This window comes from Biomaibacter acetigenes (assembly GCF_003691585.1).
In the GTDB taxonomy this organism is placed as follows: domain Bacteria; phylum Bacillota; class Thermosediminibacteria; order Thermosediminibacterales; family Tepidanaerobacteraceae; genus Biomaibacter; species Biomaibacter acetigenes.
Map to the genome: position 1 here is coordinate 1,294,382 of NZ_CP033169.1, position 18,315 is coordinate 1,312,696.

The 18,315-nt window shown below is 46.8% G+C and carries 20 protein-coding genes; all 20 read left to right on the top strand.

Features of this window, described 5'->3' with window-relative positions; genetic code table 11:
• The first annotated feature begins 39 nt into the window (after window positions 1-39).
• The 20 genes from dnaJ to ppdK all read left to right on the top strand — a co-directional run bounded on the left by dnaJ (window position 40) and on the right by ppdK (window position 18,276).
• Window positions 40-1,191 (top strand): molecular chaperone DnaJ, encoded by a 1,152-nt coding sequence (gene dnaJ, locus D2962_RS06310; protein ID WP_122014513.1) that lies wholly within the window; start codon window positions 40-42, stop codon window positions 1,189-1,191.
• A gap of 13 nt (window positions 1,192-1,204) precedes the next feature.
• Window positions 1,205-2,149 (top strand): 50S ribosomal protein L11 methyltransferase, encoded by a 945-nt coding sequence (gene prmA / locus D2962_RS06315; protein WP_120767000.1) that lies wholly within the window; start codon window positions 1,205-1,207, stop codon window positions 2,147-2,149.
• A complete protein-coding gene (locus D2962_RS06320; RefSeq protein ID WP_245984927.1) occupies window positions 2,107-2,925 on the top strand; it encodes a 16S rRNA (uracil(1498)-N(3))-methyltransferase in 819 nt (272 codons plus the stop codon). Before prmA ends, D2962_RS06320 begins: the two co-directional genes overlap by 43 nt.
• A complete protein-coding gene (gene mtaB / locus D2962_RS06325; RefSeq protein WP_122014515.1) occupies window positions 2,918-4,222 on the top strand; it encodes a tRNA (N(6)-L-threonylcarbamoyladenosine(37)-C(2))-methylthiotransferase MtaB in 1,305 nt (434 codons plus the stop codon). The genes D2962_RS06320 and mtaB overlap by 8 nt, the downstream gene beginning before the upstream one ends.
• Window positions 4,223-4,359: 137 nt before the next feature.
• Complete coding sequence (locus tag D2962_RS06330) at window positions 4,360-4,701, top strand: histidine triad nucleotide-binding protein (RefSeq protein ID WP_120766997.1); 342 nt, start codon at window positions 4,360-4,362, stop codon at window positions 4,699-4,701.
• Window positions 4,702-4,775: 74 nt separating this feature from the next.
• Window positions 4,776-4,958: a 30S ribosomal protein S21 gene (rpsU, locus tag D2962_RS06335; RefSeq protein ID WP_120766996.1), complete on the top strand. Its 183-nt coding sequence runs from the start codon at window positions 4,776-4,778 to the stop codon at window positions 4,956-4,958.
• Window positions 4,959-4,969: 11 nt separating this feature from the next.
• Window positions 4,970-5,413 carry a GatB/YqeY domain-containing protein gene (locus tag D2962_RS06340; RefSeq protein ID WP_120766995.1) on the top strand — a complete coding sequence of 148 codons (444 nt, stop codon included), beginning with the start codon at window positions 4,970-4,972 and terminating at the stop codon, window positions 5,411-5,413.
• 204 nt (window positions 5,414-5,617) lie between these two features.
• A complete protein-coding gene (gene yqfC, locus D2962_RS06345) occupies window positions 5,618-5,887 on the top strand; it encodes a sporulation protein YqfC (protein ID WP_120766994.1) in 270 nt (89 codons plus the stop codon).
• A gap of 19 nt (window positions 5,888-5,906) precedes the next feature.
• A complete protein-coding gene (yqfD, locus tag D2962_RS06350) occupies window positions 5,907-7,121 on the top strand; it encodes a sporulation protein YqfD (protein WP_122014516.1) in 1,215 nt (404 codons plus the stop codon).
• 13 nt (window positions 7,122-7,134) lie between these two features.
• A complete protein-coding gene (locus D2962_RS06355) occupies window positions 7,135-8,118 on the top strand; it encodes a PhoH family protein (protein WP_122014517.1) in 984 nt (327 codons plus the stop codon).
• A gap of 4 nt (window positions 8,119-8,122) precedes the next feature.
• Window positions 8,123-10,213 (top strand): HD family phosphohydrolase, encoded by a 2,091-nt coding sequence (locus D2962_RS06360; RefSeq protein ID WP_245984928.1) that lies wholly within the window; start codon window positions 8,123-8,125, stop codon window positions 10,211-10,213.
• Window positions 10,206-10,691, top strand: a complete 486-nt coding sequence (gene ybeY / locus D2962_RS06365; RefSeq protein WP_122014519.1) for an rRNA maturation RNase YbeY — start codon at window positions 10,206-10,208, stop codon at window positions 10,689-10,691. The genes D2962_RS06360 and ybeY overlap by 8 nt, the downstream gene beginning before the upstream one ends.
• A 5-nt stretch (window positions 10,692-10,696) precedes the next feature.
• Window positions 10,697-11,119 carry a diacylglycerol kinase gene (locus D2962_RS06370; protein ID WP_122015753.1) on the top strand — a complete coding sequence of 141 codons (423 nt, stop codon included), beginning with the start codon at window positions 10,697-10,699 and terminating at the stop codon, window positions 11,117-11,119.
• A 51-nt stretch (window positions 11,120-11,170) separates the two neighbouring features.
• Complete coding sequence (locus tag D2962_RS06375; protein WP_122014520.1) at window positions 11,171-12,238, top strand: DUF3048 domain-containing protein; 1,068 nt, start codon at window positions 11,171-11,173, stop codon at window positions 12,236-12,238.
• Window positions 12,235-12,621, top strand: a complete 387-nt coding sequence (gene cdd / locus D2962_RS06380) for a cytidine deaminase (protein WP_174232499.1) — start codon at window positions 12,235-12,237, stop codon at window positions 12,619-12,621. Before D2962_RS06375 ends, cdd begins: the two co-directional genes overlap by 4 nt.
• 75 nt (window positions 12,622-12,696) lie before the next feature.
• Window positions 12,697-13,473 carry a DNA repair protein RecO gene (recO, locus tag D2962_RS06385; RefSeq protein WP_122014521.1) on the top strand — a complete coding sequence of 259 codons (777 nt, stop codon included), beginning with the start codon at window positions 12,697-12,699 and terminating at the stop codon, window positions 13,471-13,473.
• Window positions 13,474-14,070, top strand: a complete 597-nt coding sequence (locus tag D2962_RS06390) for a stage II sporulation protein M (protein WP_120766987.1) — start codon at window positions 13,474-13,476, stop codon at window positions 14,068-14,070. It abuts the gene before it with no gap.
• A 90-nt stretch (window positions 14,071-14,160) separates the two neighbouring features.
• Complete coding sequence (gene ccpN / locus D2962_RS06395; RefSeq protein WP_120766986.1) at window positions 14,161-14,793, top strand: transcriptional regulator CcpN; 633 nt, start codon at window positions 14,161-14,163, stop codon at window positions 14,791-14,793.
• Between the two features lie 13 nt (window positions 14,794-14,806).
• Complete coding sequence (locus D2962_RS06400; protein ID WP_120766985.1) at window positions 14,807-15,634, top strand: pyruvate, water dikinase regulatory protein; 828 nt, start codon at window positions 14,807-14,809, stop codon at window positions 15,632-15,634.
• A gap of 2 nt (window positions 15,635-15,636) precedes the next feature.
• Window positions 15,637-18,276, top strand: coding sequence for a pyruvate, phosphate dikinase (ppdK, locus tag D2962_RS06405; protein ID WP_122014522.1), 2,640 nt, complete (start codon window positions 15,637-15,639; stop codon window positions 18,274-18,276).
• Window positions 18,277-18,315 lie beyond the last annotated feature (39 nt).

Below are 18,315 nucleotides of genomic sequence, written 5' to 3' on the forward strand. Positions count from 1 at the left end.
GGCTCTTTCCGGGCCGGCTTTTAACTGGAGTGATGCCGATTGGCCAAAAGAGACTATTATGAAGTGCTCGGCGTAAGCAAAGACGCATCGGAAGACGATATAAAAAAAGCATATAGAAAACTTGCGCGCCAGTACCATCCCGATGTAAACAAAAATGATAAGGATGCTGCAGAAAAATTCAAGGAAATAAACGAGGCCTACGAAGTGCTGAAAGACCCCGAAAAGCGGGCCCGGTACGACCAGTTCGGCCATGCCGGCGTGGGCCAGGGGAATTTTGACGCCGGCAATTTTGGCGGATTCGGCGATTTTGGTGACTTCGGCAATTTCGGAGGAGAGTTCTTCGGAGATATTTTTGAAAACTTTTTCGGGGGCGGATTTGGAGGAACAAGGCGGCATGGACCCGTTCGCGGCGCCGATGTGCTGTATGATATGGAGATTTCTCTGGAAGAGGCTGCTACCGGAATAGAAAAGGAAATCCAGGTGTCGCGCATGGAAAAGTGCGAAAAATGCCATGGCACCGGAGCAAAACCCGGAACCCATCCCACCACATGCCCGCTATGCGGCGGTACCGGACAGGTAAAAAATGTACAGAATACGGCCTTTGGAAGGTTTGTGAACATCACCACCTGCAACAGGTGCGGCGGGCGGGGTACCATCGTGGAGGCCCCATGCCCTAACTGCCATGGCAGTGGTCAGGTGCGGGCCAACCGAAAGATCAAGGTAAAGGTTCCAGCCGGTGTGGATACAGGTTCACGCCTTCGGATAAGTGGGGAAGGAGAGCCCGGCGAGCGCGGCGGACCTCCGGGAGACCTTTATGTAGTGATCCGGGTCAAACCCCACAAGCTTTTTACAAGGCATGGAGATGACCTCATATATGAAGCCCATATTTCTTTTGTGCAGGCGGCTCTCGGCGATGAAATCGAAATACCTACGCTGGAGGGCAAGATAAAGTTAAAAATACCCGAAGGGACCCAGCCAGGGACAAATTTCCGCCTGAAAGCCAAAGGCATTCCGCATATAAAGGGATATGGCAGGGGAGACATGCATGTCAGGGTAAATGTGGTTATACCCGAAAGGTTGAACGAAAAACAAAAGGAAATCCTGAGAAAATTTGCCGATATAAGCGGCGAGGAATTAAAAGGTCCGTCAAAGGGGTTTTTCGGCAAGATGAAAGATGCCTTTGGCGTATAGCCGGGAGGTAAATATGAATTGGGTTGAAATTAAAATAAAAACTTCCACCGAAGCCATTGAAGCTATATCCAATATTTTCTATGAAGCGGGTGTTATGGGAGTTGTCATAGAGGACCCCAGGGATTACCTTCGTCCTCAGGATGAAAAGCAGTGGGATTATGTGGAAATTCCTGAAGGCATTGATTTTGAAGAAGCCGTGGTGACGGGCTATCTGGTGGAAGACAGCAGCCTTGCCGAAAGAGTCAGGGAAATCGGGGAAAGGGTAAAGCAACTCCCCGAATATGGCTTAAACATAGGCAAGGGTGAAATGGCCATGGCCACCGTTTCCGATACGGATTGGGCCAATGCCTGGAAAAAATATTACAAGCCAACCCACATTGGGAAAAGTCTCGTGGTAAAACCCTCCTGGGAAGTATACCGGCCAGAGGCAGGGGAAATTGTGATAGACCTTGACCCGGGCATGGCCTTCGGTACCGGCACTCATGAAACCACCAGGCTGTGTATGGAACTATTGGAAAAATATATGAAGAGTGGTTTTGCTGTCATAGACATAGGCTGCGGTTCGGGCATACTATCCATAGCGGCTGGGAAACTGGGAGCTTCCCATGTTGTGGCCATCGACAGGGATGATGTGGCGGTAAAGGTTGCCCGGGAGAACGTAGAAAGAAACAATTTAAGCTCGGTAGTGAAGGTGCTCAGGGGTGACAGGCTGCAGAATATTTCTTTTAAGGCGGACATTATAATGGCCAATATCATCGCCGATGTCATTATAGAATTGAGCGAAGAGGTTCCTTTGAATCTAAAAGAAGGCGGCCTTTTTCTGGCATCGGGCATCATAAAAGACCGCAAGCTTTCAGTGGTGGAAGCCCTGGAGAAAAACGGTTTTGACATGGTAGAAGAGTCTGAAAAAGGTGAATGGGTTGCACTGGTATCAAAACAGGCCCCCATCGGAAACTGATGGGGGTGAATTTTACGCCCAGGTTTTTTATTTTTAAAGAACTGGACATAAATGATACTGTAATAATTTCGGGAGATGAGGCCCACCATATAATAAAAGTGTTGCGGTATAAGCCCGGGGATCTTCTCAAACTTTCCGACGGAAAAAATACGGAAGCCACGGCCGTAATAGAAGAAATAGATACAAAAGATATTCAAATAAAAACAAAAATTATAGAGAAAAATATAAAAGAGAATATAAAACCAGTCATAACCCTGTTCCAGAGTTTGCCCAAAGGGGACAAACTGGATTTCATCCTTCAGAAAAACACCGAAATAGGCGTATCGAAATTTGTTCCCATTATAACCGAAAGGACTGTTGTTGAACTTTCACAAGAGAAGCTTTCAAACCGTATGCAGCGGTGGAAAAAAATCGTGCAGGAAGCTTCCAAACAGTGCATGCGCATGGATATACCGCAAATAGCCGAAGTGAAAGGCTTTGATGAGAGCCTGAAAGATATAAAAGACTATAATCTGGCCATCATACCCTGGGAGCAGGAAAAATCATGTTTTTTAAAGAACATCCTGAACGGGGTCCAACGCCAAGATGCTTTAAAGATAGCGGTTTTCATAGGTCCCGAAGGGGGCTTTACCGGCGGGGAAATAGAAAAGGCAAAAAGTTCCGGTGCCGTGCCGGTAAGCCTGGGTTCCAGGATTCTGAGGACCGAAACCGCATCCATAGCGGTTTGTGCCGCAATAATGTATGAACTGGGTGAACTGGGAGGTAGAAATGCCTAAAGTAGCTTTTTATACCCTCGGATGTAAAGTAAATCAGTATGAATCCGATGCCATGGCCGAGCTTTTTAAAGAGCGGGGATATGAAATAACGGATTTTGAAAGACCGGCCGACATTTATGTAATAAACACATGCGATGTAACCAATGAAAGTGCCAGAAAGTCAAGACAGATGATAAGAAAAGCCTCCCGGATAAACCCTAATGCAGTAGTGGCGGTGGTGGGCTGCTATGCGCAGCTAGAATCCGGTGAGATATCCCGGATACCCGGTGTTGATGTAATCGTGGGCACCAAAGACCGCCGCCGCATAGTGGACCTGATTGAGGAGTCCATAAAAAAGCATGAGCAAATCGTGGCCGTTGAGGACATCTCAAAGGAGAGAAGTTTTGAGGAAATCGCCTTCAAGGGCTTGAGGCAGAGGACCAGGGCTTTTCTCAAGATTCAGGAAGGATGCAATATGTTCTGTTCCTACTGCATTATCCCCTATGCAAGAGGGCCCGTCAGGAGCAGGCCGGTAGAAAGCATAATAAAAGAGGCGCAAGAGCTTGCTGAAGAAGGTTTTAAAGAAATAGTCTTGACGGGAATCCATCTGGGACTATACGGCCATGATTTCAGGGAAAAGGGGCTTCATTTGTTTGAAGTGGTTTCCAGGCTTTCCAAAATCGAGGGCATAAGGAGAATCAGACTGAGCTCTATTGAAGCTCTGGAACTCACCGATGAGTTTATAGAAGGCCTCTCCAAACTCGAAAATTTCTGCCATCACTTTCACATACCCCTTCAGAGCGGCTGCGACAGTGTGCTTGAGCGCATGAACCGCCGCTACACCACCGCTCAATTCAAGGAGAGGGTGGAATACATCAGGGGGAAAATGCCCGATGTTTCCATAACCACCGATGTCATAGTAGGATTTCCCGGAGAAACTCAAGAGGAATTTGATGCCACTTTCAATTTTATACAGGAAGTAGGATTCTCCCGGCTGCATGTTTTTCCATTTTCGCCCAGGGAAGGCACTCCAGCTGCTAAAATGCCCAACCCCATAAAAAAGAGCGTTAAAGAGGAAAGAAGCCACAAACTTATCGCTTTAAGCCGGGAGCTGGAGAAAAATTTCCGGCAAAAATTTTTAGGTGATACAGTAGAGGTATTATTTGAAGAAGAGGTGGATAATAATACCTATGAAGGCCTAACGGGAAATTATATAAAAGTCGTGGCTTCATCCGGGGAAAACCTTCACAATAAACTGGCGCTGGTAACCCTCAAGGAAAATACTCCCGACCACCTTGTTGGCGAAATCCGGACATGAGCAAGGACAATGCTGCTTTGGCTTTAGCGCATGAGCAGTTTAAAAAAATTTTGCTGCAAGCAGGAAATTTGACCTTGAATGTGGAATAATTTTTAAGAAAAATATTGCAAGTAGTTCAATGTAAGGAGGTGGGAAAGATGGACTGTATTTTTTGCAAGATTGCCCAACATGAAATACCGGCAAATACCGTCTATGAGGATGATGATGTGATAGCCTTTAAAGATATTAATCCTCAGGCCCCCATCCATCTCCTGATAGTCCCCAGGAAACATCTGGTTTCCATAATGGAAATAAATGACGAAAACAAGGAAATTTTAAATAAAATCATACGGGTAGCACAAAATCTTGCCAGGCAAAATAATATAGATAATAAGGGATTCAGACTGGTAGTCAATACCGGCGATGATGGAGGTCAAACGGTAGGCCACCTGCATTTTCATCTACTAGGAGGCAGGTTTATGACATGGCCTCCCGGCTGATATTGACGGGAGCCTTTCAAAGCCTTATAATTAAATGAGTTGCAGCAAAAGAGCAGTGGAGGGAGGGAGTAAGAGTGGCAGAAGTAAGAGTAGGGGAAAACGAATCACTGGACAATGCACTTCGGAGATTTAAACGCCAGTGCCAGAGGGCAGGCGTTCTTTCAGAAGTCAGGAAACGGGAACATTATGAAAAGCCCAGCGTAAGAAGGAAGAAAAAGTCCGAAGCAGCCAGAAGGAGAAAATTTCACAAGTTTTAAGGAGAGATGACATGTCTATTAAGGATGTGTTAAATCAGGACATGAAAGCTGCCTTAAAAGAAGGCCAGAAAGACAGGCTTTCGGTGATAAGGATGGCCAAGTCTGCTATTCTTTACGCAGAAAAGGAGAGGCTTCATGAACTGGATGACGGAGAGGTCATAGAAGTACTGTCCCGGGAAGTAAAAAAGCTTAAAGACGACCGGGATGAGTTTGAGCGGCTCGGCAGGACCGAACAGGCTCAAAAGCTGGGACAAGAAATCGACATATTGATGAGTTACCTCCCTCAGCAATTGACCGATGATGAAGTGGAAGAAATAGTACGTCAGACCATATTTGAAGTCGGAGCCAACAGCGTTAAGGATATGGGCAAGGTCATGAGTGCCATCATGCCCAAGGTCAAGGGCAGGGCTGATGGCAGGGTCGTAAATACTCTTGTAAAAAAATTGCTACAATAAAACTGAATTCGGGATACCGTAAATAAAAGGCCGGATTAAAAAGGATTTGCCGCAAGGCAAATCCTTTTTTGGGACCACCGATCGCCGGCCTGCAGTTAAAGTATGTAAATTAGTCCGCGTATGCGGACTTTTTTTTGTAATTAATCTTGCATATGAAGAATAAATTTTTAGAGAATCCATTTTGAGTTTAAGAAGGGGTTTAAAATGGCCGATGGAATCAAAAAGCGCTTTTCTGACGCCTTAGACCTGCCAGGGGACATTGTCCTGAATCTTCCGAGGGTTACCATAACGGGCAGCATCGCCGTATTCATTGAAAATCACAGAGGAATAGTGGAATACGCCTCCGACAGAGTCCGCATAAATACCGGTGCAGGTGCATTAATCGTAAAGGGCGAAGACCTTCTCATAAAATCACTGGTGGCCGATGAGGTGACCATAGAAGGTCAACTTAAATCCATAGAATTTGAGGATTGACTCTGAAGGGGGGACAGGGATGCTACTCATTAAATTGTGGAATTATTTGCGGGGATATGTTATTATTAAAATAACAGGAGAGTATGTTGAAAGGCTCCTCAATCAGGCTGCTCTAAAGGGTATATATCTATGGGATGTCAGACGGGTGGACGACAAAGCTCTGATAGCCCGAGTGAGCGTTGGTGACTTTTTCAGCTTGAGCCGTCTGACCAGAAAAACCCGTTGCCGGATATTTATCCTCCGGAGGGCAGGCATCTTCTTCATGTTTTACAAGTTGAGAAGGAGAAAAATACTTCTGGCAGGAGCCGTGCTGTTTGTAGCCGCAATATATTTCCTGTCTTCATTTATCTGGAGCATAGATGTAAATACCCAGGACCCCGAACTCAAAAAGGCTGTTGAAAGTGATTTGAGGCAGTGGGGATTGAAAGAGGGCACATTCAAATACTATCTGGATAAGAAGTATTATCTGGATAAAATCCTGCAAAAGCACAAAGAAATTGCCTGGGGAGAGATCCGGGTGAAGGGCTCCAGGCTGGTGGTAGAGCTTGTCAAAAAGAAAATGCCGCCGGAACTTGAAGAAAATACACCTTGTGATATAATAGCTTCGAAAGATGGTATCATTGAAGAAATCATCCCCCTCAAAGGGGAAGCTCTGGTAAAAACTGGAGACACTGTGAGCGCTGGAGATGTGTTGATAACCGGCAGGGTGGCTATAAAATCGGACCAGAGCCAGAAAGACCAGAAAAATCAGGAAGACCAATCCAATGTGCTTTTAGTCCACGCCAGGGGCATTGTAAAAGCGAGAACCTGGTATCAAAAAGCAGTCAGGGTTCCCCTGGTGAAAGAGGAGAAGGTCCCCACAGGTCAGGTTAAAAAAGCGTATAGACTTCAACTGGGGAAGAGCGCGTTGAAATTCCAATGGGGCAGGATTCCCTTTGCGCTTTATGAAACGGAAACCGCCGGGGAAACCCGGTTGCTGCCTGAAAGCCTGGGAGATATTAAATTCAGTATAATAATTTATAGGGAAATCCAGACAAAAAAAGAGTTTCTGGGTGTGGAGAAAGCTGTGCAGGAAGCCGAAAAGCAGCTCCTGGAGCAGCTTGAAAGTCTTCCGGAGAATATTAAAATAACCAGGAAAAAGATGGATTTCACACTGGACTCTGATGAAAAAAATGTGATTGGTTCCTTGACGCTGGAAGTCATTGAAGATATAGGCAAAGAGCAAAAATTTTAAGGGAGGAGAAAATTTGGGGAAAAACCTCGCAGAAGCACGAGTGACGGTAGATGATATTAACAGCCTGGCATTTTTGTTTGGAAACAGGGACGAGAACATAAGATTCATAGAAGAGGCATTCAAGGTCAGAGTTCTGACCCGGGATGGCAATATAACCATTTTAGGCGACGCGGATAATGTGGAGTCGGTTCAAAAGCTATTTAACCAGTTGATGGAAGTTATAAGAGGAGGCAACCAGTTGACTTCAGCGGATGTAAAATATTTTGCAGGCCTCGTAAAAGACGGCGAAGGGGAAAAAATCACAGACTTATATGATGATGTCATTTGCTATACACACCGGGGTAAACCTATAAAACCCAAAACTATCGGCCAGAAGCTGTATGTGCAGGCCATCAAACGCAATGATGTGGTCTTTGGCATAGGGCCTGCCGGCACCGGGAAGACATATCTTGCTATGGCCATGGCGGTGACAGCCTTCAAGGAAAAAGAAGTGAACAGAATCATCCTGACCAGGCCGGCGGTAGAAGCAGGAGAAAAGCTTGGTTTCCTGCCCGGCGACCTGCAGGATAAGGTGGATCCATATCTTCGGCCGCTTTATGATGCCCTTTATGACATTCTTGGAGTGGAGTCTTTCCGACGCCTTATGGAAAGAGGCCTGATTGAAGTGGCTCCTCTGGCGTATATGAGGGGAAGGACTTTAGACGATTCCTTTATCATCCTGGATGAAGCTCAGAATACAACTTCCGAACAGATGAAAATGTTTCTTACCAGGTTAGGGTTTGGTTCCAAGGCGGTGGTCACCGGGGATATAACCCAGATCGATTTACCAAAGGGGGTCTTCTCCGGCCTGGAAGAAGTAAAACAGGTGCTGCAAGATGTCAAGGGCGTCGAATTCATATTCCTCGATGACAAAGATGTAGTGCGCCATGAAGTGGTACAGAGAATCATAAAGGCCTACGAGAAGTTTGAAGAAAAGCGCCAGCAATGCGGGGAGTGATTTTGTGGCTGTCAGTAGCAACTTGCGCCAAAAGAAGGCCCACATGACATTACTTTATAATAAACTTATCAGGAAAATGGCACTAGGCCTGTTTTTCTTTTTGGCATTAACGGCTCTGGTATATGCCAGCATTCTGCCTCAGAAGTACGATTTAAAAGTGGGAGATGTGGCGCAGGAGGACATCAGGGCCCGGAAAGATGCCATAAACACCGTGGCCACCCGCAAGCTCCAGCAGGCTGCGGCTGATTCCGTATCCAAAAAATATATTCTCGACCACAATATTACCCGGGAATCCAAGGATGAGATAACACAAATTTTCGACAGCATAAGGCAGGTGCGCTCACGGGATTACCTCGATGAGCAGGGGAAAGCAAATGCCCTCAAGCGCATGATAGACAAAAACCTGTCTGAGGAAACTTATGTCCAGGCAGTAAAGATGGACAACTCCAGCCTGAGGGAACTGGAAACCATAACAAAGGCCATCCTGGAAAAGGTAATGGAAGGCGGGGTCAAGGAGGATTCTATTGACAGGGCCAAAGCCTATATCATCGAGGAATTCAGAAATATCAAGCTCCCCCAGGAAGTAAAAAACATGGGAGAAGATATAGCCTTTTCGGCAATCAAATACAATATGGTGTACGACAGAGAGGCCACCGAAAAAGAGCAACAGGAAGCCATGAATGCCGTGGAACCGGTAAAGATAGCCCGGAACCAAATATTGATTGAAAAGGGGACAACCGTTACCGCCGAACAGAGAGAACTGTTAAAAGAACTCGGGCTGCTGGTTCAGGATAGGCGTGTAAATTTAAGCCTTCTTGCAGGGGCTATGCTCATGGTGGCAATACTGGAAGGAATTCTTGCCGTTGCCATATACTTTTTTCACAGGGGCCTTTATGAAAATGAGTTGTATTTGAGCCTTCTGGCGCTCATCATTTTATCGACTCTTGTTATTTCTATTGGCATAAAGGCCATTTCAAATTTCCTTATACCCCTGGCTGCCGGTAGTATGCTCATATCCATTTTAATCAATCCCTTTATTGCCATCATTTCCAGCTTTATTATGAGCATAGCGGTGGGCATAATGCTGGGCAATGACTTTATTTTCTCCGTGGTGGCTTTTCTGGGCGCCGTGGCGGGAGTTTTTTGCACGGTAAAGGTATCCCAGAGGGTTGACCTGACCAAATCCGGAGGAATAATAGGACTGGTGAATTTTGCCCTCATTATGGGCATAGGGCTTTTGAACAACAATCCCCTCTGGACTACCTTAAGACAGAGTTCGTGGGGCATTATCAGCGGCATTCTATCATCGGTGCTGACCATAGGCACCCTTCCCTTTCTGGAAAGTGCCTTTGGCATAACCACTTCCATAAAACTACTGGAGCTGTCAAATCCAAACCAGGCGCTCCTGAGAAAACTGATGATAGATGCCCCCGGAACTTACCACCACTCCATCATAGTGGGCAATCTGGCGGAGGCCGCCGCAGAAGCTGTTGGGGCAGACCCGCTCCTGGCCAGGGTGGGAGCCAATTATCATGACATCGGAAAGCTTAAAAGGCCGTACTTTTTCATCGAAAATCAGTTTACTTCCGATAATCCCCATGACAAGCTCAACCCCACACTGAGCGCTCTGATTATAACTTCCCATGTAAAAGACGGCCTTGAAATTGCCCGGGAATACCGGCTTCCGGCAAGCATAAGGGATTTTATAGCCCAGCACCACGGCACCACCCTGCTTTCGTTCTTTTACAATAAAGCTACCACTGGTACGGATAAAAAGCCCGATGAGGCCAGCTTCCGCTACGAAGGGCCCAAACCCCAGACCAGGGAAGTGGCCATTGTAATGCTGGCAGATTCTGCCGAAGCCGCTGTCAGGTCCATGTCAAGCCCTACCTCCGGTAAAATCGACGGCCTGATCCGGCAGATTATAAAGGATAAACTGGCCGATGGACAGCTGGATGAAAGCGATCTGACGCTAAAAGAACTGGATAAAATTGCCGGAGCCTTTTCCAGGGTGCTGACAGGTATATTCCATACCCGCATAGAATATCCTGATAGATTGAAAGAATTGGAGGGAAAGCAAGCTAAAAATGCCTGAAATAATTATCAGCAGCTGGCAGGGGAAAATCGATATTAGCGCTGACTTTGAACAATTGCTTACGGATATTTTAAAATTTGCGCTGGCAAGGGAACAGGTCCCGCAGGATGCGGAAGTGAGCGTTGTATTGGTGGACGATGCCTATATCAGGGAACTGAACCGGCAATACAGGGCAAAAGACACACACACTGATGTGCTTTCCTTCGCCATGAGGGAAAGCGTTCCTGAAGAGAAGGCCATTGAAGGAGACCCCGGGGCCGAACAACTCCTTGGGGATATAGTGATTTCGGTGGAAAGGGCCAGAGAGCAGGCAGAAGAATATGGCCACTCCTTCGAGAGGGAATTGGGTTACCTGGCGGTTCACGGGGTGCTGCACCTCCTGGGATATGACCATGAAAAAGAGGAAGACAGGAAAATCATGCGACAAAAGGAAGAAGAAATTTTAAAGGCCTTTGACCTGACAAGAGGGGCAATTTGAACAATATGAAAAAATCAAGAACTCTTCTCGAAAGCTTCAAGTACGCAGTTTCGGGCACAATTTACTCTTTTAAAACCCAGCGGAATATAAGGATACACTTTTTGACTGCGATAACGGTGCTTCTTGTCAGCCCCTTTTTTAATTTCGGCGCCATTGAACTTTTAATAATATTCTTTACCATAGCTCTGGTAATAATAACGGAAATGATCAACACAGCCATTGAAACCACCGTTGACCTGGTGACGGAAAAATACCACCCGCTGGCGGAAATAGCCAAAAATGTGGCGGCCGGTGCGGTATTGATATCGGCTTTGAACGCCGTTGTGGTGGGATACCTTATTTTTATAAAAGACTGTATTACTTCACCAGGTTTTTTCTTTTCAGGGTCTGGAATGCGCCGCAGCATATCTTCTTTGTGGGTTTTATAATTGTCATAATATATGTTATACTTCTCAAGATTAAATCAAAGGAGGAATAAAATGCTGAGGAACCGTTGGATTGTATTTGCGCTGATTCTTTTAATATTATTCCTGCAGTCCGGCTGCGGCAAAAAAAATGTAAACACACCCGCTCAAAATCCCACCAATGCCGGCGAAGGTCCAAAACAAACCGTTGAAAGTTCTCCGCCGGAACCACCGGAATCCCCAAAAGCCGTAAATCCCCTTACCGGGCTGGCTGATATGGATGTGAAATACATAAATCAAAGGCCTCTGGCGGTCATGGTGGAAAACGAATATCACGCAAGGCCCCAGTCAGGCCTGGATAAGGCCAGTGTAGTATATGAAATCCTGGCTGAAGGCGGTATTACCCGGTTCCTGGCACTTTTTCTCGGTGAAGATATCGATGAGATAGGGCCCATAAGGAGTGCCCGACCATATTTCATAGATTATGCCATGGAATATAACAGCATATACATCCATTACGGTGCAAGCCCCCAGGGCTATTCTGACCTGAAGGAACTAAAAATCAATGACATCGACGGCATATATGACGGGGTGACCTTCTGGAGGGACAGCTCCCGCAAAGAGCCTCACAATGCCTACAGCAGCACGGAAAAGATGCTGAGGACCTCCGAAAAACGAGGCTATTTAAAACCGGTAGACCTCAAGGTATGGGACTTTAACGAGCAGGATGCCCCGCCTCAGGGTGAAGCCCTGGAAAAATTTAAACTAACATATTTTAACAACTATAGTGTAAGCTATACATATGATGCCGCAAAAAAGACATATGAGCGCTATATAAACGGCAAGCCCCATACAGATAGAAAAACCGGGGAGCCCATCTTCGTAAAAAATATAATTATCCAGTACGTTAATGCCAGAGTAATAGACAAGGTAGGCCGCCTGGAAATGAAGACTACGGGTTCCGGCAAAGCATATTACATAAGTGACGGATTCTGTGAAGAAATTAAGTGGAAAAAAGACTCCAGAAGCTCCAGGACAGTGTATACCCTGACAGATGGCACGGAACTCAAAATAAATCCGGGCAACACCTGGATCCAGGTTATGCCCCAGTGGGGTAAATTTGAGAAAGGAGAGGAACAATGAAAATCTCACCGGATATTCTTGTAAGAGAAGCCATGGAAGCCCGGGAGAAAGCGTATGCACCTTACTCCAACTTCAAGGTAGGGGCCGCCGTCCTGACTGAATCCGGCAGGATTTACCGGGGGTGCAATATAGAAAACGCTTCCTACGGCCTTACCATATGCGCCGAGAGAGTGGCTATTTTCAAAGCAGTTTCCGAGGGCGAAAAAATAAAGGCTATAGCGGTTACTAGCAGCGGCGGCCAGGACATAACACTGCCTTGCGGAGCCTGCAGGCAGGTAATACAGGAACTCTGTCCCGGTGCGGACCTTTTGCTGGCAGACAGTGAGGGCAACTTCAAGACCTATAAAATCAGCGACCTCCTGCCGATGCCTTTCAAATTGTAAAACATCTGTCGGGAGATGGTCCGGCAGGAAAGCGCCTTTTACACCAAATCATTTTTTGGATGGAGAGAAAAATCGATGGGTCTTTACAGGACCGATGCCATAGTTTTGGGACACAGGAATATAGGGGAAGCGGACAGAATACTGACACTTTTTTCCCCCGTGAAGGGCAAGATTCACGCAGTGGCACGGGGGGTGCGCCGCCCGCGTAACCACTTGCTCGGTGGAACCCAGCTTTTCACCTATAGCAATTTCCTTATAATGGAAAGCCGAAACCTGGACAACATAAGCCAGTGCGAGATAAAGGAATCCTTTCACAAAATCAGGGCGAATCTGGAGCACATGGCTTACGGGCTGTATTTTGCGGAAATGCTCAGGGCTTCCACCCCCATAGAAGATAAAAACCAGGAGTTGTTCAGATTTTTTTTGAAGACCCTGTATTTCCTGCAGGAATGGGGTGACCTGGAACTGCTGAGCCGCATATACGAGATCAAACTTATGGCGATTCAGGGTTTTGCCCCCGAGATTTTCCACTGCGTAAGCTGCGGAGAAAAATTATCGGGAAAGATGCGGTTCAGCCCGGCCCTGGGAGGTGTGCTTTGCGCCCAATGCCTTAAAAAAGATACAAAAGCTGTGGATGTCAGCCGCGAAGCTGTGGCAGCGCTTCGAATCTTCATAAAAAAACCTTACAGGGAATTAATAAGCCTTGACTTACAGGAAAATGTAAAAAAACAGCTAAAAAACGCCTTGTACCCTTTTATACTTCACCACCTTGACCGGAAGCTCAAGACTATAGAATTCATTGATGATATCAACTGCCTCAAAGTCCAAACGGGGATGACTGGAGGAAAATAGATGGAAGCTATATGGGGTTCGTTTAAAGGGAAGAATAAATATATTGTTTTTGCGGTATTTTTATTTATAACCGGCATTGTTCTGGGTTATTTAATATTCCGGTATAATCCCGAACTGGTCATGAAAAATATACAGAACCTGCTGGGCAATATTCTGAAGATAAGCAGGGCTATGGGTAAACAGAACAAACTCTACATCACCGGACTCATTTTCCAGAACAACATAAAGGCGCTGCTTTTTATGATGTTCGGTGGGGTGGTTTTCGGGCTGGTACCTCTCCTCGGCATTTTGTTCAATGGTTTTGCGGTGGGCATGGTGATGGCTATGAATTTTTACCACGGCAGGTCATTGGCCTTTTTCCTGGCGGCAATGCTCCCCCACGGCATACTGGAACTGCCGGCAATTATAATAGCCGCAGCCTTTGGCTTGAAGATGGGCGCTGAACTTATCTTTCCAGGAAACCACAGCCGCATCGAACTTTTAAAGCAGAACCTTCAAAACAGTGTACTGGCCTTAGGGATACTGGTTCCCCTGCTTTTCATAGCTGCCGCCGTTGAAGCCATCATAACACCATACCTTGCTAAAAATTTTATTTAAAAAAGAGGAACTTTTTATTAAATGTAGTATATATATAAATGATTTTTTTGTATACACTGGCTGTGTACCCGGGGAAAGGAGTGAGGTTCGATAGAGTTAACACCCAGACAAGCTTTAATAGTAGACATCGTTAAAAAAAACGAGCCCATAACCAGTGAGCAAATAGCTGAAAAACTGAATTTGACAAGAGCTGCTTTGAGACCTGACCTTTCCATTTTGACCATGTCCGGTATCCTTGATGCCAGACCCAGAGTGGGATACTTTTTTTCGGGCAAGCCCGCAAGGAATATAATTTCTGAGAAAATCAACAATATTAAAGTAGATGAGATAAAAGCAGTTCCTGTAGTTATTAAAGAAGGGTCTTCGGTTTATGATGCCATCGTAACTCTTTTTCTTGAAGACGTAGGGACACTTTTTGTGGTACAGGAAGATGGAAGCCTGGTGGGCCTGGTTTCCAGAAAGGACCTGCTCAAGATTGCCATCGGCAATGCCGACATTCACAAGATACCCGTAGGTGTCATCATGACAAGGATGCCAAACCTGATAACCGTAACACCTGAAGAAAGCGCCTATGACGCCGCTCAAAAGATTGTGGACCATCAGGTAGATGCCCTTCCGGTGGTTAAAATAGAGCAAGAAGGGGATAAAATTAAATACAGGGTGGTGGGAAAGGTCACCAAAACCACCATAACCAAACTATTCGTGGAGCTGGGAAAGGCTTAGAAGGGAGGGAACAATGATAGTAGAAAAAAATACCACACCAGTAGTCTTTGCGGTTTCCGATTCCATCGGCGAAACTGCCGAGCTCGTGACCCGGGCTGCCATGATCCAATTTAATTCCGGCCATGTAGAAATCAGAAGGATTCCCTATGTAACTGACGAGGAATATGCCAGAGAAGTTATCGAAGAGGCAAAAGAAGTGGAAAACTGCGCCATAGTGTGCACTATTATTTTGCCGGAAGTGAGGCATTACATCATAAATCTTGCCAGGGAAAACAACATACCCATAGTGGACTTAATGGGGCCAATGATGGATACCCTTTCAAAAATAACAGACCTAAAGCCCAAGTTGGAGCCCGGATTGGTACATAAAATCGACGAAGATTATTTCAGGAAGATGGAAGCCATCGAATTTGCCGTGAAATATGATGATGGGAAAGACCCCAGAGGCCTGTCCAGGGCTGATGTGGTTTTAATAGGCGTGTCCAGGACTTCAAAGACACCCCTTGCTCTGTATCTTGCCCACAAGAGGCTGAAGGTGGCAAATCTGCCACTGGTACCCGAAGTTACACCGCCCGATGAATTGTTCGAGCTTCCACCCCGGACGGTTATCGGTCTCACCATAACCCCCGAGAAGCTCAATGAAATCCGCCAGGAAAGGCTAAAAGCCCTTGGCTTGAGCTCAGATGCCAGCTATGCCAGTCCCGAGCGCATCCAAAAAGAGATAGAATATGCCGAAACTATAATGAAAAAAATTGGCTGCCCAAGAATTGATGTTTCAAATAAAGCAGTGGAAGAAATAGCCACTAGAATCTTAGAAATCATAAGGAAAGGAGAATTTTAAACATGACCAAAAAATTTGTTTACAGTTTCAAAGAAGGCAAGGCCGATATGAGAAGCCTGCTTGGAGGCAAGGGGGCAAACCTGGCGGAAATGGTACATATCGGCCTTCCGGTGCCCATGGGCTTTACGGTGACCACCGAAGCCTGCCTCAATTACTATGAGGAGGGGGAAAAGATATCCGATGAAATTCTTGAGCAGATTTTTAAAGCCCTGGATGAACTGGAAAAGGAAAATGGAAAGAAACTCGGCGACCCCCAGAACCCCCTTCTGGTGTCGGTCAGGTCCGGTGCTGCCATCTCTATGCCCGGTATGATGGATACCATTTTAAACCTTGGATTAAACGACGAGAGCGTCAAAGGCCTGGCCAGCGTCACTGCCAACGAACGATTTGCCTATGACAGCTATAGAAGGTTTATCCAGATGTTTGGAAATGTGGTGCTTGGCATTGAACACGACAAGTTTGAGGCAAAAATCGATTCAGTCAAAGCAAAGAGAAACGTCACTCAGGATACCGAACTTACTGCCGCAGACTGGCAGGAGGTTATAAAGCTTTATAAAGAACTGGTAAAAGAGGAAACCGGAAAGGATTTCCCACAGGACCCCAAGGAACAGCTTTTGATGGCCGTGGAGGCAGTGTTCAAATCCTGGAATAACCAGAGAGCCAAGGTTTACAGGAGGATAAACAAGATCCCCGACACCCTGGGCACCGCCGTTAATGTCCAGACCATGGTATTCGGCAATAAAGGCGACGACTCAGGCACCGGCGTGGCCTTTACCAGAAATCCATCCACCGGAGAAAAGAAAGTCTATGGCGAGTTCCTGATGAATGCCCAGGGCGAAGATGTGGTGGCAGGTATCAGGACTCCCAAGAATATTGCAGAACTTGAAAATGTCATGCCCGAAGTATATGAGCAGTTTGCGGGCGTATGCAAGCTTCTGGAAAACCATTACAGGGATATGCAGGACATAGAGTTCACCATTGAAAACGGAAAGCTCTTCATGCTTCAAACCAGAAATGGTAAAAGGACAGCCCAGGCCGCCGTCAAGATTGCGGTGGACATGGTGAAGGAAGGACTTATCACAAAAGAGGAAGCCATACTCCGTGTGTCTCCCGACCAGGTAGTGTCGCTGTTGCACCGCAGGATCGATCCCGCCGCAAAAGTGGAGGTTATCGCCAAGGGTCTTCCGGCCTCTCCGGGAGCAGGTTCCGGTCATGTGATATTTGACCCCGATGAAGCCGAGGAACTGGGAAATCAGGGCCAGAAGGTAATTCTGGTAAGGACCGAGACCACTCCCGATGACATCCACGGCATAGTCATGGCCCAGGGCGTTCTCACCAGCCGCGGAGGCATGACCAGCCATGCGGCAGTGGTGGCCCGCGGCATGGGTAAACCCGCCGTATGCGGATGTGATGCCATCAAGATAGATCCCGAGAAGGAAGAATTCCAGGTGGGAAATCTCACCGTCAAAAAAGGCGACATGATTTCCATTGACGGAGCCACCGGCCAGGTTATACTGGGCGATGTTCCTATGATAGACCCCGTCCTGTCGGATGAATTCAAGGAACTTCTCGGATGGGCCGATGAAGTGAGAAGACTTTCCGTCAGGGCCAATGCCGACACGCCCAACGACGCCAGGGTTGCCCGGGAATTCGGGGCTGAAGGCATAGGCCTTTGCCGGACCGAGCACATGTTCATGGCTGTGGATAGGCTGCCGGTAGTCCAGGAAATGATAATGTCCGATACAAAAGAAGAAAGGGAAAAAGCCCTGGAAAAATTGCTGCCATTCCAGCAGGAAGACTTTGAGGGTATCCTGGAGGCCATGGAAGGTTTGCCTGTCACCATTCGCCTTCTGGATCCACCGCTCCATGAATTCCTGCCCAATGCCGAAGAGCTCATAACCGAGATAGCCGAACTAAAAGCCGCGGGAAATACGGATGAGCTTGAGAAAAAGCAAAGCATGCTCAAGAAAGTCCGCTCCCTGCATGAATTTAACCCCATGCTGGGACTTCGCGGCTGCCGCCTGGGAATCCTTTATCCCGAAATCTACGCCATGCAGGTAAGGGCTATCTTCAAAGCGGCATGCAAGCTCACAAAGCGCGGTTTGAAGGTAGAACCCGAAGTGGAGATTCCTCTAGTAGGACATGAAAACGAGCTGAAAATCATGAGAGACCTGGTGGAAGAAACCGCCGCGGCAGTCCTTAAAGAAGAAGGAGTAAAGCTTGACTACAAGATTGGAACCATGATAGAGATTCCGAGGGCCTGCGTCACCGCCGGAGAAATTGCAAAACATGCGGACTTCTTCTCCTTCGGCACCAACGACCTGACCCAGACCACCTTCGGTTTCAGCCGTGACGATGCCGAAGCCAAGTTCCTGCCACATTACATCAACGAAAAGATTTTGATTGACGATCCGTTCATTGTCCTAGACAGGAACGGTGTAGGTTCACTCATGAAGATGGCGGTAAAATCCGGCCGGGAAGTCAAGAACGACCTCATGGTAGGCATCTGCGGCGAACATGGCGGAGAACCCAGTTCCGTGGAGTTCTGCCATATGATCGGGCTCAACTACGTGAGCTGCTCACCATACAGGGTTCCCGTGGCAAGACTTGCCGCAGCTCAGGCACAGCTAAAGAATAAATAAATATGAAAAAAGGGGCGACAAGCCCCTTTTTTAATTTGT